At 62.4% G+C, this 24,656-nt stretch carries 29 protein-coding genes and 1 pseudogene; 6 read left to right on the forward strand and 24 right to left on the reverse strand.

Going from position 1 to position 24,656, the window contains the following annotated elements:
* A pseudogene (locus tag BM059_RS25165) lies at positions 1–153 on the forward strand (aspartate aminotransferase family protein); the annotation flags it as partial.
* A gap of 182 nt (positions 154–335) precedes the next feature.
* On the opposite strand, the gene BM059_RS06170 reads toward BM059_RS25165, so the two are convergent.
* The 7 genes from BM059_RS06170 to BM059_RS06200 all read right to left on the reverse strand — a co-directional run bounded on the left by BM059_RS06170 (position 336) and on the right by BM059_RS06200 (position 4,617).
* Entirely contained in the window at positions 336–1,352 is a 1,017-nt protein-coding gene (locus BM059_RS06170) for an alpha/beta hydrolase (protein WP_074937443.1), read from the reverse strand.
* A gap of 36 nt (positions 1,353–1,388) precedes the next feature.
* Entirely contained in the window at positions 1,389–1,649 is a 261-nt protein-coding gene (locus BM059_RS06175; RefSeq protein WP_074937445.1) for a DUF2790 domain-containing protein, read from the reverse strand.
* 58 nt (positions 1,650–1,707) lie between these two features.
* On the reverse strand, positions 1,708–2,133 hold the full coding sequence (locus BM059_RS06180) for an organic hydroperoxide resistance protein (RefSeq protein ID WP_036994554.1): 426 nt from the start codon (positions 2,131–2,133) through the stop codon (positions 1,708–1,710).
* A gap of 361 nt (positions 2,134–2,494) precedes the next feature.
* Positions 2,495–2,947 (reverse strand): MarR family winged helix-turn-helix transcriptional regulator, encoded by a 453-nt coding sequence (locus BM059_RS06185; RefSeq protein WP_036999895.1) that lies wholly within the window; start codon positions 2,945–2,947, stop codon positions 2,495–2,497.
* Positions 2,948–3,016: 69 nt separating this feature from the next.
* The gene (locus tag BM059_RS06190; protein ID WP_074937448.1) at positions 3,017–3,334 is read right to left on the reverse strand and encodes an I78 family peptidase inhibitor; all 318 of its coding nucleotides are present in this window, start codon (positions 3,332–3,334) and stop codon (positions 3,017–3,019) included.
* Positions 3,335–3,351: 17 nt separating this feature from the next.
* The gene (locus BM059_RS06195) at positions 3,352–4,002 is read right to left on the reverse strand and encodes a YceH family protein (RefSeq protein WP_074937450.1); all 651 of its coding nucleotides are present in this window, start codon (positions 4,000–4,002) and stop codon (positions 3,352–3,354) included.
* Between the two features lie 48 nt (positions 4,003–4,050).
* On the reverse strand, positions 4,051–4,617 hold the full coding sequence (locus BM059_RS06200; protein WP_074937452.1) for a TetR/AcrR family transcriptional regulator: 567 nt from the start codon (positions 4,615–4,617) through the stop codon (positions 4,051–4,053).
* Between the two features lie 89 nt (positions 4,618–4,706).
* Here BM059_RS06200 and BM059_RS06205 point away from each other — a divergent pair, with 89 nt between their 5' ends.
* The 3 genes from BM059_RS06205 (at position 4,707) to BM059_RS06215 (ending at position 6,359) form a co-directional block, all read left to right on the forward strand.
* Positions 4,707–5,438, forward strand: coding sequence for an SDR family oxidoreductase (locus tag BM059_RS06205; RefSeq protein WP_074937454.1), 732 nt, complete (start codon positions 4,707–4,709; stop codon positions 5,436–5,438).
* A 43-nt stretch (positions 5,439–5,481) separates the two neighbouring features.
* Positions 5,482–6,075, forward strand: coding sequence for a 2-hydroxychromene-2-carboxylate isomerase (locus tag BM059_RS06210; RefSeq protein WP_074937457.1), 594 nt, complete (start codon positions 5,482–5,484; stop codon positions 6,073–6,075).
* Positions 6,076–6,143: 68 nt separating this feature from the next.
* Entirely contained in the window at positions 6,144–6,359 is a 216-nt protein-coding gene (locus tag BM059_RS06215) for a DUF3820 family protein (RefSeq protein WP_036999904.1), read from the forward strand.
* Positions 6,360–6,456: 97 nt separating this feature from the next.
* On the opposite strand, the gene BM059_RS06220 is transcribed toward BM059_RS06215, so the two are convergent.
* The 3 genes from BM059_RS06220 to BM059_RS06230 form a co-directional block, all read right to left on the reverse strand.
* The gene (locus BM059_RS06220; protein WP_036999905.1) at positions 6,457–6,705 is read right to left on the reverse strand and encodes a hypothetical protein; all 249 of its coding nucleotides are present in this window, start codon (positions 6,703–6,705) and stop codon (positions 6,457–6,459) included.
* 198 nt (positions 6,706–6,903) lie between these two features.
* Positions 6,904–7,791 carry an SDR family NAD(P)-dependent oxidoreductase gene (locus tag BM059_RS06225; RefSeq protein WP_074937459.1) on the reverse strand — a complete coding sequence of 296 codons (888 nt, stop codon included), beginning with the start codon at positions 7,789–7,791 and terminating at the stop codon, positions 6,904–6,906.
* Positions 7,788–9,341 carry a flavin-containing monooxygenase gene (locus tag BM059_RS06230; protein ID WP_074937460.1) on the reverse strand — a complete coding sequence of 518 codons (1,554 nt, stop codon included), beginning with the start codon at positions 9,339–9,341 and terminating at the stop codon, positions 7,788–7,790. The genes BM059_RS06225 and BM059_RS06230 overlap by 4 nt, the downstream gene beginning before the upstream one ends.
* A 116-nt stretch (positions 9,342–9,457) precedes the next feature.
* On the opposite strand from BM059_RS06230, the gene BM059_RS06235 reads away from it, so the two are divergent.
* Positions 9,458–10,165: a TetR family transcriptional regulator gene (locus tag BM059_RS06235; protein WP_074937462.1), complete on the forward strand. Its 708-nt coding sequence runs from the start codon at positions 9,458–9,460 to the stop codon at positions 10,163–10,165.
* 85 nt (positions 10,166–10,250) lie between these two features.
* Here the strand turns inward: BM059_RS06235 and BM059_RS06240 are convergent, their stop codons facing one another.
* The 4 genes from BM059_RS06240 to fnr all read right to left on the reverse strand — a co-directional run bounded on the left by BM059_RS06240 (position 10,251) and on the right by fnr (position 13,541).
* Positions 10,251–11,087, reverse strand: a complete 837-nt coding sequence (locus tag BM059_RS06240; RefSeq protein WP_074937463.1) for a metal-dependent hydrolase — start codon at positions 11,085–11,087, stop codon at positions 10,251–10,253.
* Positions 11,088–11,311: 224 nt separating this feature from the next.
* Positions 11,312–12,127, reverse strand: a complete 816-nt coding sequence (locus tag BM059_RS06245) for an ion transporter (protein WP_074937465.1) — start codon at positions 12,125–12,127, stop codon at positions 11,312–11,314.
* A gap of 88 nt (positions 12,128–12,215) precedes the next feature.
* Positions 12,216–12,764: an adenine phosphoribosyltransferase gene (locus tag BM059_RS06250; RefSeq protein WP_036999914.1), complete on the reverse strand. Its 549-nt coding sequence runs from the start codon at positions 12,762–12,764 to the stop codon at positions 12,216–12,218.
* A gap of 42 nt (positions 12,765–12,806) precedes the next feature.
* Positions 12,807–13,541: a fumarate/nitrate reduction transcriptional regulator Fnr gene (gene fnr / locus BM059_RS06255; protein ID WP_074937467.1), complete on the reverse strand. Its 735-nt coding sequence runs from the start codon at positions 13,539–13,541 to the stop codon at positions 12,807–12,809.
* A 153-nt stretch (positions 13,542–13,694) separates the two neighbouring features.
* Between fnr and BM059_RS06260 the strand changes: the two genes are divergently transcribed.
* Positions 13,695–14,138, forward strand: a complete 444-nt coding sequence (locus tag BM059_RS06260) for a hypothetical protein (RefSeq protein WP_074937469.1) — start codon at positions 13,695–13,697, stop codon at positions 14,136–14,138.
* A 42-nt stretch (positions 14,139–14,180) separates the two neighbouring features.
* Here the strand turns inward: BM059_RS06260 and hemN are convergent, their stop codons facing one another.
* The 10 genes from hemN to ccoN form a co-directional block, all read right to left on the reverse strand.
* Positions 14,181–15,563: an oxygen-independent coproporphyrinogen III oxidase gene (hemN, locus tag BM059_RS06265; RefSeq protein ID WP_074937471.1), complete on the reverse strand. Its 1,383-nt coding sequence runs from the start codon at positions 15,561–15,563 to the stop codon at positions 14,181–14,183.
* Positions 15,564–15,696: 133 nt separating this feature from the next.
* A complete protein-coding gene (locus tag BM059_RS06270; protein ID WP_074937473.1) occupies positions 15,697–16,380 on the reverse strand; it encodes a sulfite exporter TauE/SafE family protein in 684 nt (227 codons plus the stop codon).
* Positions 16,373–16,579, reverse strand: coding sequence for a cbb3-type cytochrome oxidase assembly protein CcoS (ccoS, locus tag BM059_RS06275; protein ID WP_036999919.1), 207 nt, complete (start codon positions 16,577–16,579; stop codon positions 16,373–16,375). Before ccoS ends, BM059_RS06270 begins: the two co-directional genes overlap by 8 nt.
* A 74-nt stretch (positions 16,580–16,653) precedes the next feature.
* Positions 16,654–19,062, reverse strand: coding sequence for a heavy metal translocating P-type ATPase (locus BM059_RS06280; protein ID WP_074937474.1), 2,409 nt, complete (start codon positions 19,060–19,062; stop codon positions 16,654–16,656).
* Between the two features lie 8 nt (positions 19,063–19,070).
* Positions 19,071–19,589 carry a FixH family protein gene (locus BM059_RS06285; RefSeq protein WP_036999921.1) on the reverse strand — a complete coding sequence of 173 codons (519 nt, stop codon included), beginning with the start codon at positions 19,587–19,589 and terminating at the stop codon, positions 19,071–19,073.
* A 13-nt stretch (positions 19,590–19,602) separates the two neighbouring features.
* Entirely contained in the window at positions 19,603–21,015 is a 1,413-nt protein-coding gene (ccoG, locus tag BM059_RS06290) for a cytochrome c oxidase accessory protein CcoG (RefSeq protein ID WP_036999922.1), read from the reverse strand.
* Positions 21,016–21,175: 160 nt separating this feature from the next.
* Positions 21,176–22,171, reverse strand: coding sequence for a cytochrome-c oxidase, cbb3-type subunit III (gene ccoP / locus BM059_RS06295; protein WP_036999923.1), 996 nt, complete (start codon positions 22,169–22,171; stop codon positions 21,176–21,178).
* Entirely contained in the window at positions 22,168–22,356 is a 189-nt protein-coding gene (locus BM059_RS06300) for a CcoQ/FixQ family Cbb3-type cytochrome c oxidase assembly chaperone (protein ID WP_017677205.1), read from the reverse strand. The genes ccoP and BM059_RS06300 overlap by 4 nt, the downstream gene beginning before the upstream one ends.
* 6 nt (positions 22,357–22,362) lie before the next feature.
* The gene (gene ccoO, locus BM059_RS06305) at positions 22,363–22,971 is read right to left on the reverse strand and encodes a cytochrome-c oxidase, cbb3-type subunit II (RefSeq protein WP_074937476.1); all 609 of its coding nucleotides are present in this window, start codon (positions 22,969–22,971) and stop codon (positions 22,363–22,365) included.
* Complete coding sequence (gene ccoN, locus BM059_RS06310) at positions 22,971–24,413, reverse strand: cytochrome-c oxidase, cbb3-type subunit I (RefSeq protein WP_036999925.1); 1,443 nt, start codon at positions 24,411–24,413, stop codon at positions 22,971–22,973. Before ccoN ends, ccoO begins: the two co-directional genes overlap by 1 nt.
* Positions 24,414–24,656 lie beyond the last annotated feature (243 nt).

A 24,656-nucleotide genomic window follows, 5' to 3' on the forward strand; every position in this document is an offset into this window, starting at 1 on the left:
TGCTTTAATAACGGTCTGATCATGCGCGCCGTGGGCGACACCATGATCATCGCGCCGCCCCTGGTGATCAGCCAGGCAGAAGTGGATGAGCTGGTCGAGAAAGCACGCAAGTGCCTGGACCTGACCTGGGAGCAGGTGCGTAGCCTGGCATAAGCTCACGGTCCGGTGGGAGGGGCTTTAGCCGCGACAGTAACAACCCGCAGCTAAAGCGCAATGCCGCCCAGCCGCTCCTACAGGTGTAGCTTTTGCGTAGGAGCGGCTTCAGCCGCGAAGGACGATGAGCAAAAGAAAACCCCGCAACCGTTACCGGTGGCGGGGTTTCGTTTTTCAGCCGCTTACTTGAGGCTGTTCTTCAGCGTCTGCGCGGCCTGATCCATGGCGGAGCGCACCGCCGGGACTTCGGTCACCACGTTGAGCAGGCCGTAGTCGTGGATCATGCCGTTGTAGCGCACGGCGGTTACCGGCACGCCAGCCGCGTTCAGGCGGCGGGCGTAGGCTTCGCCTTCATCGCGCAGCACGTCCATCTCGGCGGTCTGCACCAATGCCGGCGGCAAGCCTTTCAACTGTTCCAGGCTGGCGCGCAGCGGCGATGCATAGATCTCGTTACGTTGCTTGGGGTCGGTGGTGTAGTTGTCCCAGAACCATTCCATCATGCCGCGAGTCAGGAAGTGGCCTTCGGCAAACTGGTTATAGGACGCATTGTTGAAGTTGGCGTCGGTCACCGGCCACAGCAGCACCTGGGCGCGCAGTTTCGGGGTGCCGGCTTCCTTGGCCTTGATGGCCACCACAGCGGCCATATTGCCGCCAACGCTGTTACCGGCCACGGCCAGGCGCGAGCCATCGACACCGATCTGGCTGCCGTTGTCAGCGACCCATTTGGTTGCGGCGTAGGCCTGGTTGATCGCGGTCGGGTACTTGGCTTCCGGCGACGGCGTGTAGTCGACGTAGATCGCGGCGGCGCCGGAACCTACCACCAGATCACGGATCAGGCGTTCGTGGGTCGGGTAGTCACCCAGCACCCAGCCACCGCCGTGAAAGAACATGAAGCCCGGCAGAATGCCGCGAGCACCTTCGGGGCGAACCACCTTGAAGGTGATCGACTGGCCTTCGACCTGAATCACCTTGGTGTCTACGACGATGCCGGACAAATCCACCTTGATGCTGGCCTGAGCCCCCACCAGCACGGCACGGGCGTCTTTCGGCGAGAGGGTTTCCAGCGGCTGACCGCCACCGGCTGCCAGGGCATCGAGGAAGCCTTGGGTGTTGCGCTCCACGCCGGGGCTGCCGGCGGCGAAGCTGCTGTTGATGGCCAGGGCGAGCAGGCCGGCAGTCAGGGTACGAGAAATGTTCATGGTCAAACTCCTGTCGATCAGTTGGGCTGCCGGTTGTCAGTTCTGGTTGGCGCAAGCGCTGGAAAGCTGTTCGTAGCCGAGAATTTCCACGTCACCCGCGCTGTTGCGGTAGGTCATCTTCGCCGTGACCACTTCGCACTGCGGTCTATTGGGCACGTCGATGGAAATCACCTTGGCGATATCCAGGTTCTGGCCGTAGCGGTAGGGCGTGGCCTCGGCACTGTGGGCGAGGGTGGTGAGCGATGCGCTGAGCGAAAGAACGGCCAGGGCGGTGGCGAACAGGGTGCGGGTTTTCATGGGGTTCTCCTCTTGGGGCCGCGCTCGGGCTATGGCCGCGAGCGCGGGCTGCTAGCTGTCAGACGATGGTCAAAGTGACGTCGATGTTGCCGCGAGTGGCGTTGGAGTACGGGCAGACGATGTGCGCGCGATCCACCAGGGTTTGTGCGGCTTCAGGGGCCAGGCCGGGCAGGCTGATGCGCAGTTCCACTTCGATGCCGAAGCCGGTGGGGATGGCGCCGATGCCGACGGTGCCTTCGATGAAGGTGTCAGCCGGGATGCTCAGCTTGTCGCGGGCGGCGACGAATTTCAGGGCGCCGAGGAAGCAGGCGGAATAACCAGCAGCGAACAGCTGCTCCGGGTTGGTGCCATTACCGCCGGCACCGCCGAGTTCTTTCGGGGTGGTCAGGGCAATGTCGAGGATGCCGTCGGAGGAAACGGCGCGGCCTTCACGGCCACCAAAAGCTTCGGCGGTTGCACGGTAGAGAACGTTTTCGATAGTCATGGCATTGATCCTTGTAGGTGGGGTAGTGATGGACTGGTTCGCTAATGTTTTGTGCGCTAACCGCTTCCATGGGGCGAACTATATTGCGCAAAACATTAGCGCGCAATATAAATCCATGGAAGATTTTGTTATGGATTTTTATTTTTCAGGAATAAGTAGGCGCGGCAGGGGTTGTGGCCATGCTTAGCAGTAGATGTTGTGGTGATTTGCCAGGTTTCCAGCGAATCGAGGTTCAGGATGAGTCAGTGAAACGGGGGCGTGGAAGGGGCGTGAGAGCGTTGGGAGCTGCGTGCAGGGGCGCGCTCGGAGGGGGAGCGTCTACGGCTTGGCGGGAGCAGGCGATGGCTGGCATCGCCAGGGATCAGAGGGCGTCTTGCAGATGGCTACGCAGTTCGATCAGGTCATCACGCAGCTTGCCTAGCTGTTCCATGTTCAACGCAGAAGCCTTGAGGATGCAGGCAGGCAGTGCTTTGGCCTGTTCGTGCAGGGCGCGACCTTTGTCGGTCAGGTACAGCTGCACCACGCGTTCGTCCTGGCTGCTGCGCTGGCGTTGCAGCAGGCCTTCGCTTTCCAGGCGCTTGAGCAGAGGCGTCAACGAGCCAGGGTCGGTCAGCATGCGTGCGCTGATCTCGCTGACGGTAATGCCCTCGTTTTCCCACAGCACCAGCATGGCCAGATATTGCGGATAGGTGAGACCAAGCGCCTGCAGCAACGGCTTGTAGGTCTTGGTCATCATCAGCGAGGTGGAATAGAGGGCAAAGCACAGCTGGTTATCCAGCATCAGCTCGGCGCAGGGTTCCACTTGGGATGTCATGGCATTGGCCTGTGCAAAGGGATGGGCGTTGACGGCAAGTGGTGCGGGGCAACCCGCACCCCGATGGCATCAGCCGCAGGATACGCGGGTGATCACTCGCTGATCGTCAACGTTGAGGTTAAGGCGCTGACCATTGTATTCCAAGGTCACCACGCTGTTCGGCGTGAGAATGCGGGCGGTGCTGGCGCCGGCTTGCTGACGTGCTTGCTCGAGCAGCTCGGGCGTTGCGGTCTGGCCTTTGAGGCGCTCGACAGCGGATGAGGTACAGCTGTCCGGAGCAGGGCCGCTCGGTGCGGCTGCGGAGGATGGTTTCTCAGCGGTGCTGCTGCAACCGGCAGCGAGCAGGGTGGCGCCGAGGATGAGGCAGAGACGGGTTTTGAAATTCAATGCATGAGCTCCTTGGGTTACTGCACGCCTTCCAGGCGCGCCAGGCGTTCTTCGAGGGCGGCGATGCGCGCTTCCAGTTCGACCAGTCGATCTTCGTTAGGTGCCGCAGCTTCTGCGCGAGCAGCTGGGCGGTTGGCCAGGAGGCTTTCCAGGTCGGCAGACTCACCCAGCAGGTGCATGTAGCGATCCTCGCGTTGACCGCTTTGGCGCGGTAGCAGCATGGCCATCCCACGACCGATCAGACGCTCCAGTTGATGCTGGACCTCCGCGACATCATCGAAATCGTGCATGCGATTGCTACGCGTGAGCAGCTCATTGAGCGTCTGTGGGCCGCGCAACAGAAGCAGGCCGAGCAGTACCGTCTGCGGTTTCACCAGCTCTAGCTGCTTGTCGCAACGCTGCTCCCAGCGGTCTGCACGGCTGCCCATCACCAGGTGCACCAGCTTGCGACCTTCCAGGCTGCGCAGGTAGCGCCCGACTTCGCCGGTTTCCAGGTTCATCAACGGCTCGCGGCTGGTCTTCTGGTTGCAGGCCAGTTGCACCGCATTGAGCGTCAGCGGGTAGGTTTCCGGGGTGGTCAGTTGCTTTTCGATCAGGCAGCCGAGGATGCGCACCTCGACGGCGTGCAATGGGGTTTCACCAACCAGCGGGGAAGGAGTGTGCGACATGGGGCGATCCTGGCAGAGATAACCTGTCTAGGTTAACGGCATCCGCGCTCAGCTGACAGGCTTCAATGTATGTTCGAGCATGTCCAGGCTGGCGCCGAGTACCTGCTGGCGCGACTCTTGGCTGGCCATCATGCGGGCCAGCAGCAGGCTGCCGAGGCATTGCGCGAGAATCGTCCAGGCCAGTTGCGGGTCACCAATGATCTCGGCCCAGGTGCTCTGCAGCTGCAGGATCTGCTGTTCGGTACGCAGCCTGACACGTTCGTCGGCGCGGGCGATTTCCGCGCCCAGGGTTGGCAGCACGCAGCCCTTGTCCGGCTGCTCGACATGCGCCAGGCTGAGATAGGCCGTCAGGCAGCGTTGCAGCTTTTCGCGCCCGGCGTCACCCGCTTCGCCGCCCAGTCGGCTCAGGCTGTTGCGCAGCTCGCGTTCGATCAGCTCGGCGAACAAGTCGTCCTTGCTCGGGAAATGGCTGTAGAAGGCTGCGCCGGTCAGGCCGATGTTCTTCATCAGCGCGTCCACGCCGGTCACGGCAAAACCTTGCTGCTTGGCAATCGCGCCGCTGCTGGCGAGCAGGCGCTCGCGGGTTTCGGCCTTGTGTTCGGCGGAATAACGCATGGCTGACTCCCTTCTATGCTGGGTTGACCTGCCCGAGAGCATAGCATAACGTTCGTTCAGATAACGACCGTTAGTTAATGGAGAAAGCCATGAACGAAAACAAGAAGGTCGCGTTGATCATTGGCGCGGGTGATGCCACCGGCGGCGCCATCGCCCGGCGTTTTGCCCGTGAGGGTTATGTCGCCTGCGTCACCCGCCGTAGCCTGGACAAGCTGCAACCGTTGCTGGAGGACATTCGCGGCGAAGGCGGCGAGGCGCACGGTTTCGCTTCCGATGCGCGGCGCGAGGAGCAGGTGGCTGAACTGGTCGAGAGCATCGAGCGTGACATCGGGCCGATCGAGGTGATGGTATTCAATATCGGCGCCAACGTGCCCTGCAGCATCCTCGAGGAAACCGCGCGCAAGTACTTCAAGATCTGGGAGATGGCCTGCTTCTCCGGCTTCCTCACCAGTCAGGCGGTGGCCAAACGCATGGTCGCCCGTGGCCGTGGCACCATCCTCTTCACCGGCGCCACTGCCGGCTTGCGCGGCGCTGCCGGGTTCGCCGCGTTCGCCGGTGCCAAGCACGGCATTCGTGCGCTGGCGCAGAGCATGGCGCGCGAGTTGGGGCCGTTGAACGTGCATGTCGCCCATGTGGTGGTGGATGGCGCCATCGACACGGCGTTCATCCGTGACAGCTTTCCCGAGCTCTACGCCAAGAAGGATCAGGATGGCATCCTCGATCCCGAGCACATCGCCGACAGCTACTGGTTCCTGCACGCACAGCCGCGTGATGCCTGGACGTTCGAGCTGGACCTGCGGCCGTGGATGGAGCGCTGGTAATCTGCGCTGAGCCCATAATCACAATAACGAGCGAGTGAAACTGATGAGCAAGACGGTGGAGTTCTTCTTCGATCTGGGCAGCCCGGCCTCCTACCTGGCCCATACTCAACTGCCCGATCTGTGCCGCGAGGCCGGCGCCCAACTGGTGTATCGGCCGATGCTGCTCGGCGGCGTGTTCCAGGCGACGGGCAATGCCTCGCCAGCGATGATTCCGGTCAAGGGCCGCTACATGATTCGCGACCTGGCGCGCTTTGCCGAACGCTATGGCGTACCGATGCGCTTCAACCCGCATTTCCCGATCAATACCCTGACGCTGATGCGCTTGCTGGTAGCCGTTCAGCTGCATCAACCGGAACGCTTCGACGATGCCTTGCAGGCACTGTTCCGGGCGATCTGGGTCGACGGGGTAAACATGGGCGATCCGGCCAAGGTGGCGGGCGTGCTGGTGGCGGCCGGTTTCGATGCAGCGCAGTTGCAGGCACAGATCGCTGAGCCGGCGGTCAAGGATGCGCTCAAGGCCACCACCGAGGAGGCGGTCAAGCGCGGTGTGTTCGGTGCACCGACCTGCTTCGTTGGCGCCGAGATGTTCTTCGGCCAGGATCGTCTGGATTTCATCCGTAAAGCTCTTGGCTCCTAGGCGCTTTTCGCGCTGCGCCTGATGCCTGGCACAATGGCCGGGTTGATTTCCGAGCATACGAGCAACCAATGAACCCCGAAGCACTGAAACTCCTGGTGACCCGCCGCATGCCTTACGGCAAGTACAAGGATCGACTGATCGCCGATCTGCCGGGTCACTACCTCAACTGGTTCGCCCGCGAAGGCTTTCCCAAGGGGGAGCTGGGTCAGTTGTTGGCGCTGATGCAGGAGATCGACCACAACGGCCTCAAACCGCTGCTCGATCCGCTGCGCAAGAATGCGTAAGCCGTAGGGTGCGCCATGCGCACCGGCATGCGCGTGCAGGAATTGCGGTGCGCACAGCCTGGGCGTCCCCGCGACACCCTGCGGTAATGCCGTCATCTCAATGCCAGCTGCGCCCGTGATCCAGCTTCTGGTCCACCAGCCATTTGCCGTGGGCGATGGAAGCGTGCTGGGCTTTGTTCAGGTCATCCATGAAGGCGTAATCCACCGGCAAGGTCTGGCGTTTGCTGGTATGGCCGTTGGGCTCGGTGATCTGGCAACCGCCGGCCCAGGGTGTCGGCAGGCCCGGATGTTCCATGACGCTGGCATGGATGGTGTGGTCGCGGTGGGTACAGGTAAGCGCGCTCATGAGGCCACCTCGTAGCTCAGGGCGCCGCCCTCGGCATCGACGCTACACCGAGGTTCCAGCCGGGAGCCGGTAGCGGCGCCGCGTGGATGAATGATGCGTCTGTTCCCATACCTTAGCCCAGCTACCGCCGCGGCGAGCACTGCCCGACAAACGCACAGGGCCGGCAATGGCCGGCCCTGTGTGGCGCATGCCGCGAGGTTACTCGGTCGCCTGGCGCACCTTGTCCGCGTTGCGTGGCTTGGGCGCAAAGCGGGCGGCCAGGCGCATCGAGACGGTCACCAGGCGTTGATACAGCGCCGGCATGCTGCGCTGCATCCAGTCCAGCACGTGGGCATCGGCGCCGATGAGGATGCGCCGCTTGTTGGCCAATACGCCGCTCACTATGACCCTGGCCGCCTGCTCCGGTGTGGTCCGTAGCAACTGGTCGTTGAATTGCTGGCGCGCCTGCTCGGCTGCCTGGCCGGTGACCTTGGCCAGGCTGTCGTTCATCCGCGCGGTCTTGGCGATGTTGGTGCGGATGCCGCCCGGGTGCACGCAGCTGGCGGAAACGCCGCAAGCGGCCATGTCCAGTTCCTGGCGCAGCGACTCGGTAAAGCCGCGCACGGCGAACTTGCTGGCGTTGTAGGCGCTCATGCCGGGTTGGGAGAACAGACCGAAGACGCTGGAGACGTTGACCACATGGCCCTGGCCAGCGGCCTTGAGGTAGGGCAGGAAGGCCTTGGTGCCGTTGACCACGCCCCAGAAGTTGATGTTCATGATCCACTCGTAGTCGGCGTAGTCGTTGCCTTCCACGGTGCCGCCCTGAGCCACGCCGGCATTGTTGAAGATGGCATTGACCCGGCCGAACTCGCTGACGATCTGCTCGGCCCAGGCCTCGACGGCGGCGCGGTCGGCAACGTCGACACGCTGCTGGCTGACGGTAACGCCGAGCTTGCGCGCCTGTTCGGCGGTTTCCTTGAGACCTTCGACATTGACGTCGGACAGCGCCAGGTGACAGCCCTGGCGAGCCAGGTGGTAGGCGAGGGCGCGGCCGATACCGGAGCCAGCGCCGGTGATGCCGGCTACTTTGTTTTCGAAGGATTTCATGCGGTGACCTCCTGCACATCGAGGGCGATGGCGTTGCTCTGCGCCGGATGAACGGCCTGTTTGCGGCTGAAGTGATAGGCATGCGGGTCGAAGTTGCGCGTGAGCATGCGGTAGCGCCAGGTGAAGTCCGGCCACACCGTGCAGTTGCGGCCGCTGACCGGGTGCAGGTACCAGCTCATGCAGCCTCCGGCGTTCCATACGGTGTTGCCTAGGGTGCCCTGGATCTTCTTGTTGAAAGCGTCCTGCGCCTCGCGCTTGGGCTCCAGGCTCTGCAGGCGGCCGTCCTCGATCTGGCGCAGGGCGCCGAGTACGTAGGTGATCTGCGATTCGATCATGTAGACCATGGAGTTATGGCCGAGGCCGGTGTTTGGCCCCATGAGAAAGAACAGATTGGGGAAGCCGGCGGTCATGGTGCCCTTGTAGGCCTCCGGCCCCATCGGCCAGGTGTCGAGCAGGTCGACGCCGCCACGGCCGAAGACCGTGCCGCGCGGCAGTGGGTCACTGGGGGTGAAGCCGGTGCCGAAGATGATCGCGTCGACCTCGCGCTCCTGACCGTCGCTGGTGCGCACGCCGTGTGGCAGGATCTCGGCGATGCCATCGGTGATCACGTCGACATTGGCCTGGGTCAGTGCCGGGTAGTAATCGTTGGAGATCAGCACGCGTTTGCAGCCCATGGTGTAGTCCGGGGTCACCTTGGCGCGTAGCACCGGGTCCTTGATCTCCTTCTTGATATAGAGTTTGGCGATGCCCTGGGCCATGCGCAGCAGGCGCGGAGCGAAGGCGAAGGCGATGACCCGGCTTTCGAGGATGCCGTACAGGGCGCCGCGCCAGAGTTTCTGCGCCAGCGGAAAACGCTTGAAGCGGGTGCGCTCGCCGTCGCGGATGGCGCGGTCCGGCTTGGGCATGATCCACGGCGCGGTGCGTTGGTAAAGATCGAGGTGCTGCACCTGCTTCTGGATCTGCGGGACGAACTGGATGGCCGAGGCGCCGGTGCCGATCACCGCCACGCGTTTGCCGCTCAGATCAAAGTCGTGATTCCACTGCTGTGAGTGGAATACTGCGCCGGTGAAATTCTCTAAACCCTTGAGCTTGGGAACCGACGGTGTAGACAAGGCACCCATGCCCGAGACTACGAACTGCGCGCTGTACTGATTGCCGGCACGATCCTGCAGGTGCCACAGCTCGGCATGTTCATCCCAGCGGATCTGCACGACCTCGGTGCCCAGCAGGGTCTTGTCCTGCAGGCGGTACTTCTCCCAGCAAGCTTCCAGATAGGCCTTGATCTCCGGTTGTTTGGCGAACATCCGCGTCCAGTTCGGGTTCGGCTCGAAGGAGAAGGAGTACAGGTGCGATTGCACGTCGCAGCCGCAGCCTGGGTAGTTGTTCACCCTCCAGGTGCCGCCAACGCCGGCCTCTTTTTCGAACAGCAGAAAGTCCTGCTCGCCTTGTTGCTTGAGACGAATGGCCATGCCGAGGCCGGAGAAGCCGCTGCCGAGGATGGCGATCTTGCAATGGCGGGCAGTGGTAGGGGGTGACACGGGCGCATTCATGGCCGAACTCCTGCTTGTCGTTCTTGTTGGTGTCTACATCTGTCTACCAAGGTAGACATGTGTATACTCCTCGGCAAGCCAGCGGATCAACAAGCCAACTTTAGGTAGGGGTAAGGATGCACAACGACGACGCGCAGGTACGCGACAAGGCCAGCGCAGCGCCTGGCAAGCGACTATTGATGGACGCAGCGTTACGTCTCACCTCAACCAGTCGCAGCCTCAGTAGCCTGGGGTTGCGGGAATTGGCGCGCGAGGCCGGGCTGAACCCCAACACCTTTTATCGGCACTTTCGTGATGTCGATGATCTTGGCCTGACCGTGATCGGCGAGATCACCACCTTGCTGCGCCAGCCGTTGCGTGACCTGCGCCGTGAGGCTGCACAGCGTGCGGTCAAGGACGAGGGGGCGATGCTGCCCAAATTGCTCGGTATCGACCTGGGGCGTGGGCGGCGCGTCTGCCACGAGACGGTGCAGCTGTTCTTCGACTTCGTCGCCGAGCACCCCGAGGCCTTCATCATCGGCGTGCGCGAACTGCATGGCGCCTCGCCGGTGCTACGCGAGGCGCTGCGCCAGGTGATGGACGATTTCGCCGACGACATGGCCGAAGACATCATCGAGTTCAAGTTGTTGCCGGGTATCGTCAGTGCGGCGGCGGTGCGCCAAGTTTCAGGGCTGATCAGCCGCAACCTGTTCGAGCAGTCGCTGGACTACATCGGCCAGCCACAGCGGCGCGAGGCGATCTGTGCACTGGCCGAGGAACAGATCGTCATGCTCTTCACCGGCGCCAGCGTGCTGCAGAGTCTGGGGCAGCTTCGCCTGGGCTGAGATGATTGCGTATGAGCGAGCTCTGCTCATACAGGTAGGTTGGCAAGGCAATGAAAAAGGGCGACCTAGGCCGCCCGAAGGGACATCAGTTGCTGAAGCCGAGACGCTCGCGCCAGCGGTTTTCCAGCTTCTCGGTATCGTGATCCTTGGGATGGAAGCCCGGGCGGTAGTAATCCAGGTAAGGGCCGATCAGCTTGGTGAAGAAGCCATTGCGCGGGCCGAACAGCTTCTTCAGGCCGAAGCCCCAGCTGCGCCAGTTGAACAGCTGGCCGTCCTTGCGCAGCAGATGAATCTGGAACCAACCGATCACGCCGAGGAACACCACGGTAGTCAGCAGCATGATCAGCGTGCGGGTGAAGTAGCCGCCATAGACCTTCTGGTACACGTCATAGCAGACGGCCTTGTGCTCGTTCTCTTCGATGGCGTGCCACATCCACAGCTGATACAGCTTGGGGTCGTTCATCTGCGTGGTCAGGTCTTCGCGCTTGAGCAGTTGCTCGGCCATGGTCGCGGTGAAGTGTTCCAGGGCACAGGTGGCCGCCAGCCGCTGCTTCTTGGTGCTGAAGCGTGTCGTCCATTCCAGCAGCACCTTGATGCGCAGCTCCAGGCGTTCCAGGTCGATGTCATGCGCGTTGGCGTAGTCGTTGTACGCCGCGTGTTCCTTGGAATGCATGGCCTCCTGACCAATGAAGGCACTGATGTCCTTCTTCAGTTGCGGCTCGGTGACCTGATCGCGCACAGCTCGTACGCTGTCGACGAAGAACTTCTCGCCATACGGGAACAGCGACGACAGGTTGTTCATGAACTGGCTCATGAACGGGTCGTCGTAGAACCAGTATTTGGGCGTTTCGGTGAAGCTGAAGTCCATGCGGCGAACCGGGAAGCTGGATTTCGGCTGGGGCAGGGTGGCGCTGGCGCTCATCGTTCGAGTCCTCTTCTGGGGAGTTGGTGCTCCCGATTGTTGTGCGGCTCTGGCTGACAGCACTCGGGGTCGCAGGTGGTTAATCTCGACAGACCAACTGTGTCATTGAACGATGTAACTATCGGATGTGTCGGCGCTTCGCGCCGCCAACTTAAGGCGGGTGTGTGATGGTGAAGGCGCGCAACCCGCTATGCCAGAGGCTGCGGGTTACTCCCAAGGACGGCTTAAGGTGCGCTACGGCGTAGTTCAGCCACTTCGCTGCGCAGTGCACGCAGTTCTTCGAGGATCGCCTGTTCACGTGCTATCGAGGCCTGTTCCTCGGCATTGGGCTCGTGGGTGCTCTGCATCGCGTTGACGATGACCGCGATGAACAGGTTGAGCATCATGAAGGTGGCGATGAGGATGTAGGGGATGAAGAACAACCAGGCCAGTGGGTGCTGTTCCATCACTGGGCGCACGATGCCCATCGACCAGCTCTCCAGCGTCATTACCTGGAACAGGGTGTACAGGCTGGCGCCAATGTTACCGAACCACTCGGGAAAGCTTTCGCCGAACAGCTGGGTAGCCATCACCGCGGCAACGTAGAACACCAGCCCCATCAGCATGACGATGCTGCCCATGCCTGGGAGCGAGGCGAGCAGTGCCTGTACCACCTTGCGCATGCTCGGGTTGATCGAAACCAGGCGCAGGACACGTAGCACGCGCAGGGCGCGCAGTACGGCGAATGGGCCGCTGGCCGGTACCAGGGCGATACCGACTACCAGGCAGTCGAATACGGCCCAGGGGTCACGCAGCAAGCCGAGGCCACGAGCGGTGAAGCGCAGTGCCAGCTCGATGACGAAGCAGGCGAGGATCAGACTATCCAGAACCAGCAGGGGCTTGCCCCAGTCGCTCATGATCGCTGGCGAGGTCTGCAGCCCCAGAATAGCGGCGTTGATGATGATCAGCAGGGTGATCAGGCGTTGTACGGAGGTGCCGTCCATGACAGCGCCCAGGCGCTGACGCCAATCGCTGGATGGGTTCAGTTCGAGTTCTTGCATGGGATCTGATTATGGCTGTCGGTGATGCCGGGCTCGCCCGGCAGAATCAGGAACCCGCCAACCGCGATCGGTCTGCGGGCGTGTCTGTTCAGCGATCGTCAAGCGCGAAGGCTGTCAGGGTGAAGGTGGGGATATTGGCATCCTGCAGCTTCTGCGAGCCGCCCAGTTCTGGGAGGTCAATGATCGCAGCGGCCTCGAAGACGGTCGCGCGCATGCGGCGCACCAGGTTGGCCGCGGCGATCAGGGTGCCGCCAGTGGCGATCAGGTCATCGAAGATCAGCACCGAGTCGCCTTCGCAGAGGCTGTCGCTGTGCACTTCGAGGAAGGCTTCGCCGTACTCAGTCTGGTAGCCCTCGCTGAGAACGTCCGCCGGCAGCTTGCCCTGCTTGCGGAACAGCACCAGCGGCTTGTTCAGTTCATAGGCGATGATCGAACCAATCAGAAAGCCGCGCGCATCCATGGCGCCGATGTGACTGAACTCGGCCTCCACGTAACGCTGGATGAAGCTGTCGGCGACCATGCGCAGGGCGCGCGGCGACTGAAACAGTGGGGTGATGTCGCGAAAGATGACGCCCGGTTTGGGGAAGTCCGCTACCGGGCGGATCAGGGTCTTGATGCTGAATTCGTCAAAGATCATCGTGGGGTCCTAATGCGTTGAGCCCGCGAACCTCGTGCGAACTCAAACGTCGAGATTACCGCCGGCCAGGGCACACAGCTCGATCGGGTCGAGAATGTGCACTTCCTTGCCTTCGGCTTCGAGCAGCTTGTTCTGTTGGAAGCGGGTAAATACGCGAGACACCGTCTCTACCGCAAGGCCCAAATAGTTACCAATTTCGTTGCGCGACATCGACAAGCGGAACTGGTTGGCCGAGAAGCCGCGTGCGCGGAAACGGGCAGAGAGGTTGACCAGGAAGGTGGCGATGCGTTCGTCGGCGGTTTTCTTCGACAGCAACAGCATCATCTGCTGATCGTCGCGGATCTCGCGGCTCATGATGCGCATCAGTTGGCGACGCAGCTGCGGCAGCTGCAAGGCCAGGTCGTCGAGGCGTTCGAAGGGAATCTCGCAGACCGAGGTGGTTTCCAGCGCCTGCGCGGAAACCGGGTAGCGCTCGCCGTCGACGCCAGACAGGCCGACCAGCTCGCTGGGCAGGTGGAAACCGGTGATCTGCTCCTCACCGCCATCGCTCAGGCTGAAAGTCTTCAGCGCACCGGAGCGCACGGCGAACACAGAGCCGAAGGTGTCGCCCTGGCGGAACAGGAATTCGCCCTTTTTCAGCGGGCGGCCGCGTTTGACGATGTCGTCGAGCGCGTCCATGTCTTCCATGTTCAGGGAAATGGGCAGGCACAGGGCAGCCAGGCTGCAATCCTTGCAATGGGCTTGATGCTGCTTATGCAGCTTGATGCTCTCGGACATCGTTGGGCTTCCCGGATATACACGCAATGTTCGTAAGGGTACCGCAGGGCTTGAGTGGCGGCCAGCCATATCAAGACTGACCGAGTGCTCAAGTTTGGCCTCTGGGTGCCGATGCAGACTGTAGAACCATAGTCCAAAGCAGGGAGCAACGCGATGCGCATACCATCCACGGGGCCATTGAATAATCTGGTCCAGGGCGTCCAGCGACAATTTACCGCAGGCGAGCGGAGCCCTGAGGAGGTGCGCGAGGGGCTGCGCGTGAGCCTGTCCGAACTGGGCAAGAGCATGTCGGCCGAGTCTGAAAAGAACGAGGACATCGACAAAAGCGACCTGCCTCAGGCGATCAAGGATCTGCTCAAGATGATCCGCGAGCTGCGCGCACAGATTGTCGAAAAGCAGGCGCAGATCGAGGCGATCATGAGTGATCAGAGTCTCGATGCGGAAGCCAAGCGCCAGCAGTTGGAAGGGCTGCAGACCGAACTGGCGTCGCTCAACAGCGCATTGACGGCGGCCAATGCCAATCTGATCAAGCTGATGCGCGAGAACGGCCTGTCGAGTGAGCAGATGCAGACCGCCGCTACGCTGGCGATGGGCTGATAGGGCAGCCAGTGTTGGACTCACTGGCTGTCATGATGGTCTTCAGATCACCCGAGAGAAGCGCTGGCGCACCTGATCGTTGAGATAACGGTCGAATAGCATGCACAGCGAACGCACCAGCAGACGTCCGGCCGGACGCACCTGGATGCCCTGTTCGTCGAGCACGATCAGGCCGTCACCTGCGAGTTGCTCCAGTTCGGGCCAGAGAGCGGCGAAGTAATCACGAAACACCACGCCATGCGCGCGCTCGATGTCGGCGAAGCGCAGTTCGAAATGACAGATCAACTGCTGGATCACGGCGCGGCGTAGGCGGTCATCGGCATTGCAATGCAAGCCGCGACGTGTCGCCAGCTGGCCGTTGCCCAGGGTCTGCTGATAGCTGGCGATGTCGCTGTCGTTCTGGCTGTACAGATCGCCGATCTGGCTGATGGCGGAGACCCCGAGGCCGATCAGGTCGCAATGGCCGTGGGTGGTGTAGCCCTGGAAGTTGCGTTGCAGCGTGCCTTCTTCCTGGGCGATAGCCAGTTCGTCATCGGGAAGGGCGAAGTGATCCATGCCGATATAACGGTACCCGGCGCGCGTCAGCTGCTCGATGCTGTTCTGCAACATGGCCAGCTTGTCTGCCGGGCTCGGCAGATCATCAGCGCTGATGCGGCGTTGCGGCATGAAGCGTTCCGGCAGGTGTGCGTAGTTGAACAGCGACAGGCGATCCGGTTGCAGGGCGATGACTTCGGCCACGGTGCGTGCGAAGCGCTCCGGGGTCTGCTTGGGCAGACCGTAGATCAGGTCGATGTTCACCGAGCGGAACTGCAGGGTGCGTGCTGCCTCGACGATGGCGCGGGTTTCTTCCAGGGTCTGCAGGCGATTGACCGCGCGCTGTACCTCGGGGTCGAGGTCCTGCACACCGAGGCTGACGCGATTGAAACCCAGCTCGCGCAGCAGGCCCATGGTCGACCAGTCGGCCTCGCGCGGGTCGATCTCGATGCTGTAGTCACCTGAGTCGTCATCCAGCAGGTTGAAGTGCTGGCGTAGGTGCTGCATCAGCCGGCGCAGTTCATCGTGGCTGAGGAAGGTTGGTGTGCCGCCACCGAAGTGCAGCTGTTCGATTGGCTGGTTACGGTCGATGTAGCGGCTGATGATCTCGATTTCCCGCTCGAGCTTTTCCAGATAGGGCAGGGCGCGGCCGCGGTCCTTGGTGATGACCTTGTTGCAGGCGCAGTAGTAGCAGATGTGGGCACAGAACGGCACGTGCACATACAGCGACAGCGAGCGCTTGGCTTTGCGGCTGTCACGCAGCGCGTGCAGCAGATCGAACGGGCCGATGTCGTCGTGAAACTGCACGGCGGTCGGGTAGGAGGTGTAGCGCGGGCCGGCGAGATCGTAGCGGCGGATCAGGTCGGCATCCCACTGGATGGTGTCGAGCATGGGAAATAATCCTGGACAGGCTGTGTGGCCAGTCTAGGGATGCGCGTAGGTGGCGGCCTTGACCTGAATCAAGGGCGCGTCGAGCGCCAGATGCGTTGTCGCTGCGTAGCCCGGATGAAATCCGGGCTACGTGTCAGTGCCCCATCAGCCAGTGTTGGTGAGGGCCGGGCAGGGTCCAGATGCCGAACAGGATGACCAGCAGGCCGCCAGCCATGCGAATGCCGCGCTTGCGTAGCAGTGCGGTGATACGTTCGGCGGCCAGGCCGGTAGCCAGCAGCACCGGCCAGGTACCCAGGCCGAAGGACAGCATCAGCAGGGCGCTGTTCACTGCGTTGCCCTGGCTGGAGGCCCATAGCAGGGTGCTGTAGACCAGCCCGCACGGCAGCCAGCCCCACAATCCACCCAGTATCAGGGCGCGCGGCAGGCTGCTCACGGGCATGAAGCGCCGGGTGAGTGGCTGTATATAGCGCCACAGGCCTCGGCCCAGCGCTTCGATACGCGTCAGGCCGCTCCACCAGCCGGCCAGATAAAGCCCCATGGCAATCAGCAGCAAGGCAGCCAGCGTACGCATGACCACTTCGGCTTTACTGCCGGCAACGGCCCAGCCGGCAAGGCCCAGGAGCAAGCCCGCAAGGCTATAGCTGAGAATGCGCCCAAGGTTGTAAGCCAGCAGCAACTGCAGGCGCCTGCCGCGTTGCTCCGGAGGAATCGCCAGGGTCAGGGCGCCCATCAGGCCGCCACACATGCCCAGGCAATGGCCGCCGCCGAGCAGGCCGAGAATCAGCGCGGACACCAGCAGCGGTGCCAGCTCAAGCATCAGGTTTGTCCTGCTTGCTGGATTCCTGGGCTTGTTCGACGCCTGCCTTGTGCAGCGGATCTTCGTCGTCGAACAGGATGCTGTGGGCCGGCCCGTCCAGGTCGTCGTACTGGCCACTGTCCACCGCCCAGAAGAACAGCCAGATGGCGAAGCCGACCAGGCCGATGGCGACGGGGATCAGGATATAGAGGGCGGACATGCGGTCTCCGTGGTGGCATCTGAATAGGACTGAGCGCAGCCCGAGAACCGCTGTCTCGTGAGCAGAGCTCGCTCCTATGTGTTCGGGGTGCTGCTCAGGCGCAGCGCGTTGAGCACCACCAGCAGCGAGCTGAGGGACATGCCTACGGCCGCCCAGATCGGTGTGATCCAGCCCAGGGCGGCGAAGGGCAGCACCAAGCCATTGTACAGCGTCGCCCAGGCAAGGTTTTCGATGATGATGCGACGCGTGCGTTTGGCCAGTTTCAAGCCGTCGACCAGGCTGCCCAGTCGGTTCGACAGCAGCACGGCGTCGGCACTGGTTTTCGCCAGGTCGGAGGCCGAGCCCATGGCCACGCTGATATCGGCAGCGGCCAGCACCGGTACGTCGTTGACGCCATCGCCGAGCATCAGCACGCGACGCCCTTCGCTGTGCAGCTGCTTGAGCACTGCCAGCTTGGCATCCGGGGTCAGGCCGCCACGGGCATCTTCGATGCCCAACTGCTGGGCGACTTCGCCCACCATCGGTGAGCTGTCGCCGGAGAGCAGGTGAATATGCCAGCCGCGGGCACGGGCTGCAGCAATCAGGGCCGGGGCATCTTCGCGCAGGCGGTCGTCGAGGACGAACCAGGCCAGTGGTCCCTGTTCATCGCCCAGCAGCAGCCATTGGCCGTGCTCGCCGGCAATAGAGGGCACGGCCTGGCCGCTCAGGGCGCAGACGAAGCTGGCTTCGCCAATGCGCAGTAGACGGCCGTCGACCCGGCCTTGCAGACCTTGCCCTGGATGACTGTCGACCGACTCCGCCGCGCGCGGCGCCTGGCTGAATGCGCGGGCGATGGGGTGTTCCGAGCGATTCTCCAGCGCGGCGGCCAGCGCCAGGCACGCGCCCTCGTCGAGCTCGCGCAGCGGGCGAATGGCCTTGAGCGTCAGGCGTCCCTCGGTCAGCGTACCGGTCTTGTCCAAGACCAGGGTGTCGATCTGGTTGAGGCCTTCGAGCACATGGCCGCGGGTCAGCAGCATGCCCAGTTTGTGCAGGGTGCCGGTGGCGGTGGTCAGTGCAGTGGGGGTGGCCAGGGCCAGGGCGCAGGGGCAGGTGGCCACGAGCAGGGCGAGCACGACCCAGAAGGCGCGGTTGGAGTCGATTTCCCACCAGGCGAAGCCGACCACGGCAGCGGCCACCAGGATAAACAGCAGGAACCATTGCGACACGCGGTCGGCGATTTCCGCCAGGCGCGGTTTCTCGCTCTGCGCACGCTCCAGCAAACGCACAATGGCCGACAGGCGCGTGGCATCGCCGAGTGCCTGCACTGCGACGGTCAGCGGGCCTTCGACGTTCAGCGTGCCGGCGGTGACGCTGTCGCCGATGCCGCGCGGCAGCGGCAGGTACTCACCGGTCAGCAGCGACTCGTCGACGCTGGACTGACCGGCAAGGATGCGGCCGTCGGCGGGAATCAGCGAGCCGGGTTGCACCAGCACCTGTTCGCCCTCATGCAATTCGCTGAGCAGGATGCGCTGGCTTTGGCCGCTTTCGTCCAGGCGCAGGCAGGAGGCTGGCAACAGCTTGACCAGCTGCGCGGTCGCGGCGGCCGTGCGTTCTCGCGCCCGTCGTTCCAGATAGCGTCCGGCGAGTAGGAACAGCGCGAACATGCCCACGGCGTCGAAATACAGCTCGCCCTGGCCGGTGATGGTCGACCAGATGCCGGCCACGTAGGCACCGCCGATGGCCAGCGACACCGATACGTCCATGGTCAGGTGACGGGTGCGCAGGTCGCGCAGGGCACCACGGAAGAACTGACCGCAGCAGTAGAAAACGATCGGCGTGGTGAGAAACAGGCTGGTCCAGCGCAGGATCTTGTCCAGCTCCGGCGACAGGTCGATGTTGAATTCCGGCCAGGTGGCCATGGTCGCCATCATCACCTGCATCCACAGCAGCCCGGCCACGCCCAGCTCGCGCATGCGCCGGCGGTTTTCCGCAGCCAGGCGTTCGGCAGCCTCATCGGCCCGCCAGGGATGCGCGGCGTAGCCGATACGGCGCAATTCGGCGAGCAGCTTGCTCAGGGGGATCTGGCTGTCCTGCCAGCGAACCTGCAGGCGGTGGTTGGACAGGTTCAGGTGTGCTTCGGCCACGCCCGGCACGCCGCGTAGGTGCTTCTCGATCAGCCAGCCGCAGGCGGCGCAACTGATGCCCTCGATCAGCAACTGGGTTTCGCTCAGCTCGCCTTCGTGCTGGACGAAGGGCTGCTGCACATCACTGCGGTCGTACAGCGCCAACTCGTCAGGCAGTGCTGCGGGTAATACCTGCGGGTTGGCGGCGTTCTCGCTGCGATGGCTGTAGTAGTGCTCCAGGCCGCCGGCAACGATGGCTTCGGCCACGGCCTGGCAGCCGGGGCAGCACATCTCGCGAGTCTGGCCGAGCACGTCGGCACGGAACTGGCTGCCGGCAGGAACCGGCAGGCCGCAGTGGTAGCAAGGAGTCGGGGCGGGCATTGGCGGGATCAGTAGGAGGGGTTGTCACCGATCATGATGGTCTGGCCACCGGTGATGTTTTCTTCCTCGAACAGGCGCCAGTTCTGGCTGCCTTCCTGACCGAGCAGCTCGACGAAGCGACGACCGCTGACCTCGTCGACCATCTGTCCACGGTACTGACCGTCAGCAGCCGGTTGCAGGATCACGCGGCGGTCACGCTCAGGCTGGGTTGGCGAAATCAGATTGAGGACAATCTGCTGCGGTCGGCTGTTGCCTTCCAATGTCAGGCTGGCGACACCGGTGGCGTTGTCCAGTACCAGTTCGCCATGCAACTGCAGACGCTCGGCCAGCTTCTCGCGCTCGAGCGACTGGTTGATGCCTTTGCCGACGTCGTAATAGTCATCGGAAATCAGGCCCGGTGGATTCTTGGTGGCGATGGTGAGCAGGGTCAGGCCCTGCACTACCGAATAGCCCAACAGGAACAGGATGAACCAGGGCCAGAACTGCTTGTACCAGGGTTTGACGGGCGATGAGGTTTGCTCGGTCATGCGTTTTCCGTTGTCAGCGGACGCTTGGGCCGATGAAACGGCTGTCGGCGTCATTCTTGATACTGGGGTCATCCGCGGATTGTACGTGGAAGACGATGTTGTTGGCGCTTGACGGCAGCTTCTCCGGTGCCATGGACAGCTCGACCGGGAAGGAATAGACCTCACCCGCCAGAGCGCGCACTTCGCGCTTGCCTTCGTAGACCAGGCCGTCGAGGCCGTCGGCGCTGATCACGTAAGTCATGTCGCGCTGCGCCTTGTTCATGATCTTCAGGGTGTAGACGTTCTCGATGTGGCCGCGCTCGTTCTCGCGGAACAGCACGCGATCTTTCAGTACGTCCAGCTCCACCAGCGGCCGATTGGCCACGGCCCAGGCGAACAGACCCATCATCGCTGCCAGCGCGACAGCGTACCCGATCAGGCGCGGGCGCAGCAGGTGGGTCTGGCGGCCAGACAGGTTGTGTTCAGTGGTGTAGCTGATCAGCCCTTTGGGGTAGTTCATCTTGTCCATGATGTCGTCGCAGGCGTCGATGCACGCGGCGCAGCCGATGCATTCGATCTGCAGGCCATCACGGATGTCGATGCCGGTGGGGCAGACCTGCACACACATCTTGCAGTCGATGCAGTCGCCGAGGCCCTGTGCCTTGTAGTCGGCGTCTTTCTTGCGCGGCCCGCGCGATTCACCGCGACGCGGATCGTAGGAGACGATCAGGGTGTCCTGGTCGAACATCACGCTCTGGAAGCGTGCGTAGGGACACATGTAGATGCACACCTGCTCGCGCAGGTAGCCGGCGTTGCCGTAGGTGGCGAGGGTGAAAAAACCGATCCAGAAATAGGCCCAGCCGCTGGCCTCCAGGGTGAAGATCTCGATCACCAGATCACGAATCGGCGTGAAGTAGCCAACGAAGGTGATCGCGGTCAACAGCGACACGCCCACCCAGATGCCATGCTTGGCCAGCTTGCGCCCCAGTTTCTTGCCGCTCATGGGTTGCTTGTCCAGCTTCATGCGCTGGTTGCGGTCACCCTCGGTGACTTTCTCCGCCCACATGAATACCCAGGTGAACACGCTCTGCGGGCAGGTGTAACCACACCAGACACGGCCGGCGAACACGGTGATGAAGAACAGGCCGAAGGCGCAGATGATCAGCAGCCAGGACAGCAGCATGAAGTCCTGCGGCCAGTAGGTGGCGCTGAAGATGTGGAATTTGCGTTCGGGGAGGTTCCACCAGACCGCCTGACGGCCGTTCCAGCTCAGCCACACCGTGCCGAAGAAGAGAATGAAGAGGAGGGCGCCGCCAGCGACGCGCAGGTTGCGAAACAGGCCGGTGAACGCGCGGGTATAGATCTTCTCGCGGCTGGCGTAGAGATCAACGCTGGCATTCTTGGCAGAAGGAGGGGTGACGTCCTGGACGGGAATCTGTTCGCTCATCAATGCATACCACGGCGGTTGGTTGGCAGCCCGGGCCGATACATGCCGGTCAGGGTCAGTTCACGATCACTATATGGTACGCCTGAAAGACAACGCCCGGGTGCGACCAGCAGTCGCGACCCGGGCGTTCATTGACCCTTGTCAAAAGAGTCGTCTGTGCTTACTGCTCTTGTGCCTTGTGCGACAGGCTGTAGACGTAGGCAGCCAGCAGGTGCACCTTGTCGTTGCCGAGGAATGCTTCCTGGGCCGGCATCTTGCCGTGACGACCGTAGCGGATGCTCTGCTGCAGTTGTGCGTAGCTGCTGCCGTAGATGAACGCTGCCGGGTTGGTCAGGTTCGGTGCGCCCATGGCTGGGGTGCCCTTGCCGTCGGCGCCGTGGCAGGCGAAGCAGGTACCGGCGAAGACCTTCTGGCCTGCCTCGATATCAGCTTCCACGCCTTCCGGCAGTTGACGACCGCCCAGTTGGGTCAGGACGTAGGCGGCGACGTTGCGCACGCCGTCTTCGCCGATGGCCGGGCCTTGGGCTGGCATGGCGCCTTCGCGACCCTTGAGGATGGTGGTCTTGATGGTTTCCGGCTCGCCGCCCCAGCGCCACTCGTTGTCGGTCAGGTTGGGGAAGCCGTAGCTACCCTTGGCGTCGGAACCGTGGCACACGGAGCAGTTGGAGGCGAACAGGCGGCCACCCATTTTCAGGGCTTGCTCGTCCTTGGCCACTTCCTCGATCGGCATGGCGGCGTACTTGGCGAACAGTGGGCCGTATTGCTCATCGGCGCGCGCCATTTCCTTTTCCCACTGGTGCACGCCGGTCCAGCCAGCGTGACGCATGGAGCCGTCAGCGATCTGTACACCAGCAGCGAAAGGCGTTTCTTTTTCGCTGTCGACGTAGTCGTAGCCCGGCAGCAGGCCTTTCCAGTTACCCAGGCCTGGGTACAGGGCGAGGTAGCCGAGGGCGAAGATGATGGTCGCGACGAACAGCATGAACCACCACTTCGGCAGCGGGTTGTCATACTCCTCGATGCCGTCGAAGCTGTGGCCGACGGTTTCTTCGGTGGTTTCCTGGCGCTGACCCTTGCGGGTGCCGAAGATCAGCCAGGTCAGGGCGAAGATGGTGCCCAGAGACAGAATGGTTACGTACCAACTCCAGAACGTGGTCATTGGTTATTGCTCCTGGAAGAGTCTTGATCGCGCTTGGACTCGGGCTTGGGATCGTCGGCGAAGGGCAGGTTGGCTGCTTCGTCGAAGCTCGATTTGCGCTTGCTGCTGTAAGCCCAGAGCACTACGCCAATGAAGGCGATGAAAACCACCGCCGTACCGATGCCGCGAATCATCCCGATGTCCATAGCGTCTTACCGTTTGTTCTTGATGGAAGTACCGAGAACCTGGAGGTACGCAACCAGCGCATCCATTTCGGTATTGCCTTTCACTGCATCGCGAGCACCGGCGATATCTTCGTCGGTGTAGGGGATGCCGAAGCCACGCATGACTTCCATCTTGTTCGCGGTGTCGCGACCGTCGAGCTTGTTCTCAACCAGCCATGGGTAGGCAGGCATTTTCGACTCGGGCACGACGTTGCGCGGGTTGTACAGGTGGGCGCGATGCCACTCGTCCGAGTAACGACCGCCAACACGGGCCAGGTCCGGACCGGTACGCTTGGAACCCCACAGGAAAGGGTGATCCCAGACGCTTTCGCCGGCGACGGAGTAGTGGCCGTAACGTTCGGTTTCGGCGCGGAACGGGCGGATCATCTGCGAGTGGCAACCGACGCAGCCTTCACGGATGTAGATGTCGCGGCCTTCCAGTTGCATCGCGGTGTAGGGCTTGAGGCCCTCCACCGGCTCGTTGGTGACGTCCTGGAAGAACAGCGGGACGATCTGGGTCAGGCCACCGATGCTGACGGCAATCACCATCAGCAGCGCCATCAGGCCGATATTCTTCTCGATGATTTCGTGTTTCATCAGTGAGCTACTCCGGCGGGAATCTGCGCAGCCGCTTCGTATTCAGCCGGCTTGGCGGCACGCACGGTGCGGAAGGTGTTGTAGGCCATCAGCAGCATGCCGGTCACGAAGAAGGCGCCGCCGATCATGCGTACTACGTAGCCCGCATGGCTGGCTTCAAGGGCTTCGACGAAGGAGTAGGTGAGGGTGCCGTCTTCGTTGACTGCGCGCCACATCAGACCCTGGGTGATGCCGTTGACCCACATCGACGCGATGTACAGCACGGTGCCGATGGTCGCCAGCCAGAAGTGGGTGTTGATCAGGCCGATGCTGTGCATCTGCTCGCGACCGAACACTTTCGGCAGCAGGTGATACAGCGAGCCGATGGAGATCATTGCAACCCAGCCGAGAGCGCCAGCGTGTACGTGGCCGATGGTCCAGTCGGTGTAGTGCGACAGGGCGTTGACGGTCTTGATCGCCATCATCGGGCCTTCGAAGGTGGACATGCCGTAGAAGGCCAGGGACACCACCAGGAAGCGCAGGATTGGATCGGTGCGCAGCTTATGCCAGGCACCGGACAGGCTCATCATGCCGTTGATCATGCCGCCCCAGCTCGGAGCCAGGAGGATGACCGACATCGCCATGCCGAGGGACTGCGCCCAATCCGGCAGCGCGGTGTAGTGCAGGTGGTGCGGGCCGGCCCAGATGTACAGGGTGATCAGCGCCCAGAAGTGCACGATGGACAGGCGATACGAGTAGATCGGACGTTCGGCCTGCTTGGGTACGAAGTAATACATCATGCCCAGGAAGCCGGTGGTCAGGAAGAAGCCCACGGCGTTGTGGCCGTACCACCACTGGATCATCGCGTCGGTCGCCCCGGCGTAGGCCGAATACGACTTGAACAGGCTCACCGGCATGGCGGCGCTGTTGACGATGTGCAGCATCGCGGTTACCAGGATGAATGCACCGAAGAACCAGTTACCCACATAGATGTGCTTGGTCTTGCGTTTGACGATGGTGCCGAAGAACACCACCAGGTAGGTGATCCAGACGATGCCCAGGAGGATGTCGACCGGCCACTCGAGCTCGGCGTATTCCTTGGAGCTGGTGTAGCCCATCGGCAGGGTGATCACCGCAAGAACGATGACCGCTTGCCAACCCCAGAAGGTGAAGGCAGCCAGACCGTCGGAGATCAGGCGCGTCTGACAGGTGCGCTGGACCACGTAGTACGAGGTCGCGAACAGTGCGCATCCGCCAAAGGCGAAAATCACCGCGTTGGTGTGCAGCGGGCGCAGACGGCCGAAGCTCGTCCACGGTAGGCCCAGGTTGAGTTCTGGCCACACGAGTTGTGCGGCGATGAACACGCCTAGACCCATCCCAATGACCCCCCAGATCACCGTCATAATGGCGAACTGGCGGACCACCTTATAGTTATAAGCAGTCTGACTGATTGCTGTGCTCATGCTAGGGGTTCCACGGTTAATGGATTTTTATGGGGCAAAAATCGGCGGCAAGTATGTAGAAAGCAAGTAGCCATTGCAACGCAAGGTGCCGACACGAATAGGGTTTCAGGGCCTTTTACGGGGAGTTCTAGACGCCCCTGGAAACGGCTCTGGCAGCTTTTTGCGCAACCAGTTTGCGCAGCGCTAAGAAAGGATCGCCTTGGAGTTGTGACAGATGGCGACTGAAAGGCAGCTTAGCCCAGA

The organism is Ectopseudomonas composti, assembly GCF_900115475.1.
GTDB classification, from domain to species: Bacteria; Pseudomonadota; Gammaproteobacteria; order Pseudomonadales; family Pseudomonadaceae; genus Aquipseudomonas; species Aquipseudomonas composti.

What these genes read in the sequence shown, in the direction of transcription:
- BM059_RS06220 (WP_036999905.1), bottom strand. Translation starts at nt 6,705, where the DNA reads ATGAGCGCGCTTACCTGTACCCACCGCGACCACACCATCCATGCCAGC.
- BM059_RS06175 (WP_074937445.1), bottom strand. Translation starts at nt 1,649, where the DNA reads ATGAAAACCCGCACCCTGTTCGCCACCGCCCTGGCCGTTCTTTCGCTC.
- BM059_RS06240 (WP_074937463.1), bottom strand. Translation starts at nt 11,087, where the DNA reads ATGAGCGCCAGCGCCACCCTGCCCCAGCCGAAATCCAGCTTCCCGGTT.
- BM059_RS06200 (WP_074937452.1), bottom strand. Translation starts at nt 4,617, where the DNA reads ATGCGTTATTCCGCCGAACACAAGGCCGAAACCCGCGAGCGCCTGCTC.
- ccoP (WP_036999923.1), bottom strand. Translation starts at nt 22,171, where the DNA reads ATGACCACGTTCTGGAGTTGGTACGTAACCATTCTGTCTCTGGGCACC.
- BM059_RS06185 (WP_036999895.1), bottom strand. Translation starts at nt 2,947, where the DNA reads ATGACATCCCAAGTGGAACCCTGCGCCGAGCTGATGCTGGATAACCAG.
- BM059_RS06225 (WP_074937459.1), bottom strand. Translation starts at nt 7,791, where the DNA reads ATGAAATCCTTCGAAAACAAAGTAGCCGGCATCACCGGCGCTGGCTCC.
- BM059_RS06270 (WP_074937473.1), bottom strand. Translation starts at nt 16,380, where the DNA reads ATGCTTGAGCTGGCACCGCTGCTGGTGTCCGCGCTGATTCTCGGCCTG.
- ccoN (WP_036999925.1), bottom strand. Translation starts at nt 24,413, where the DNA reads ATGAGCACAGCAATCAGTCAGACTGCTTATAACTATAAGGTGGTCCGC.
- BM059_RS06230 (WP_074937460.1), bottom strand. Translation starts at nt 9,341, where the DNA reads ATGAATGCGCCCGTGTCACCCCCTACCACTGCCCGCCATTGCAAGATC.
- hemN (WP_074937471.1), bottom strand. Translation starts at nt 15,563, where the DNA reads ATGCTCGACACCATCCAGTGGGATGCCGACCTGATCCGCCGCTACGAT.
- BM059_RS06205 (WP_074937454.1), top strand. Translation starts at nt 4,707, where the DNA reads ATGAACGAAAACAAGAAGGTCGCGTTGATCATTGGCGCGGGTGATGCC.
- BM059_RS06260 (WP_074937469.1), top strand. Translation starts at nt 13,695, where the DNA reads ATGCGCATACCATCCACGGGGCCATTGAATAATCTGGTCCAGGGCGTC.
- BM059_RS06210 (WP_074937457.1), top strand. Translation starts at nt 5,482, where the DNA reads ATGAGCAAGACGGTGGAGTTCTTCTTCGATCTGGGCAGCCCGGCCTCC.
- ccoG (WP_036999922.1), bottom strand. Translation starts at nt 21,015, where the DNA reads ATGAGCGAACAGATTCCCGTCCAGGACGTCACCCCTCCTTCTGCCAAG.
- BM059_RS06180 (WP_036994554.1), bottom strand. Translation starts at nt 2,133, where the DNA reads ATGACTATCGAAAACGTTCTCTACCGTGCAACCGCCGAAGCTTTTGGT.
- ccoS (WP_036999919.1), bottom strand. Translation starts at nt 16,579, where the DNA reads ATGTCCGCCCTCTATATCCTGATCCCCGTCGCCATCGGCCTGGTCGGC.
- BM059_RS06300 (WP_017677205.1), bottom strand. Translation starts at nt 22,356, where the DNA reads ATGGACATCGGGATGATTCGCGGCATCGGTACGGCGGTGGTTTTCATC.
- BM059_RS06245 (WP_074937465.1), bottom strand. Translation starts at nt 12,127, where the DNA reads ATGCAAGAACTCGAACTGAACCCATCCAGCGATTGGCGTCAGCGCCTG.
- ccoO (WP_074937476.1), bottom strand. Translation starts at nt 22,971, where the DNA reads ATGAAACACGAAATCATCGAGAAGAATATCGGCCTGATGGCGCTGCTG.
- fnr (WP_074937467.1), bottom strand. Translation starts at nt 13,541, where the DNA reads ATGTCCGAGAGCATCAAGCTGCATAAGCAGCATCAAGCCCATTGCAAG.
- BM059_RS06170 (WP_074937443.1), bottom strand. Translation starts at nt 1,352, where the DNA reads ATGAACATTTCTCGTACCCTGACTGCCGGCCTGCTCGCCCTGGCCATC.
- BM059_RS06285 (WP_036999921.1), bottom strand. Translation starts at nt 19,589, where the DNA reads ATGACCGAGCAAACCTCATCGCCCGTCAAACCCTGGTACAAGCAGTTC.
- BM059_RS06235 (WP_074937462.1), top strand. Translation starts at nt 9,458, where the DNA reads ATGCACAACGACGACGCGCAGGTACGCGACAAGGCCAGCGCAGCGCCT.
- BM059_RS06280 (WP_074937474.1), bottom strand. Translation starts at nt 19,062, where the DNA reads ATGCCCGCCCCGACTCCTTGCTACCACTGCGGCCTGCCGGTTCCTGCC.
- BM059_RS06250 (WP_036999914.1), bottom strand. Translation starts at nt 12,764, where the DNA reads ATGATCTTTGACGAATTCAGCATCAAGACCCTGATCCGCCCGGTAGCG.
- BM059_RS06195 (WP_074937450.1), bottom strand. Translation starts at nt 4,002, where the DNA reads ATGTCGCACACTCCTTCCCCGCTGGTTGGTGAAACCCCATTGCACGCC.
- BM059_RS06215 (WP_036999904.1), top strand. Translation starts at nt 6,144, where the DNA reads ATGAACCCCGAAGCACTGAAACTCCTGGTGACCCGCCGCATGCCTTAC.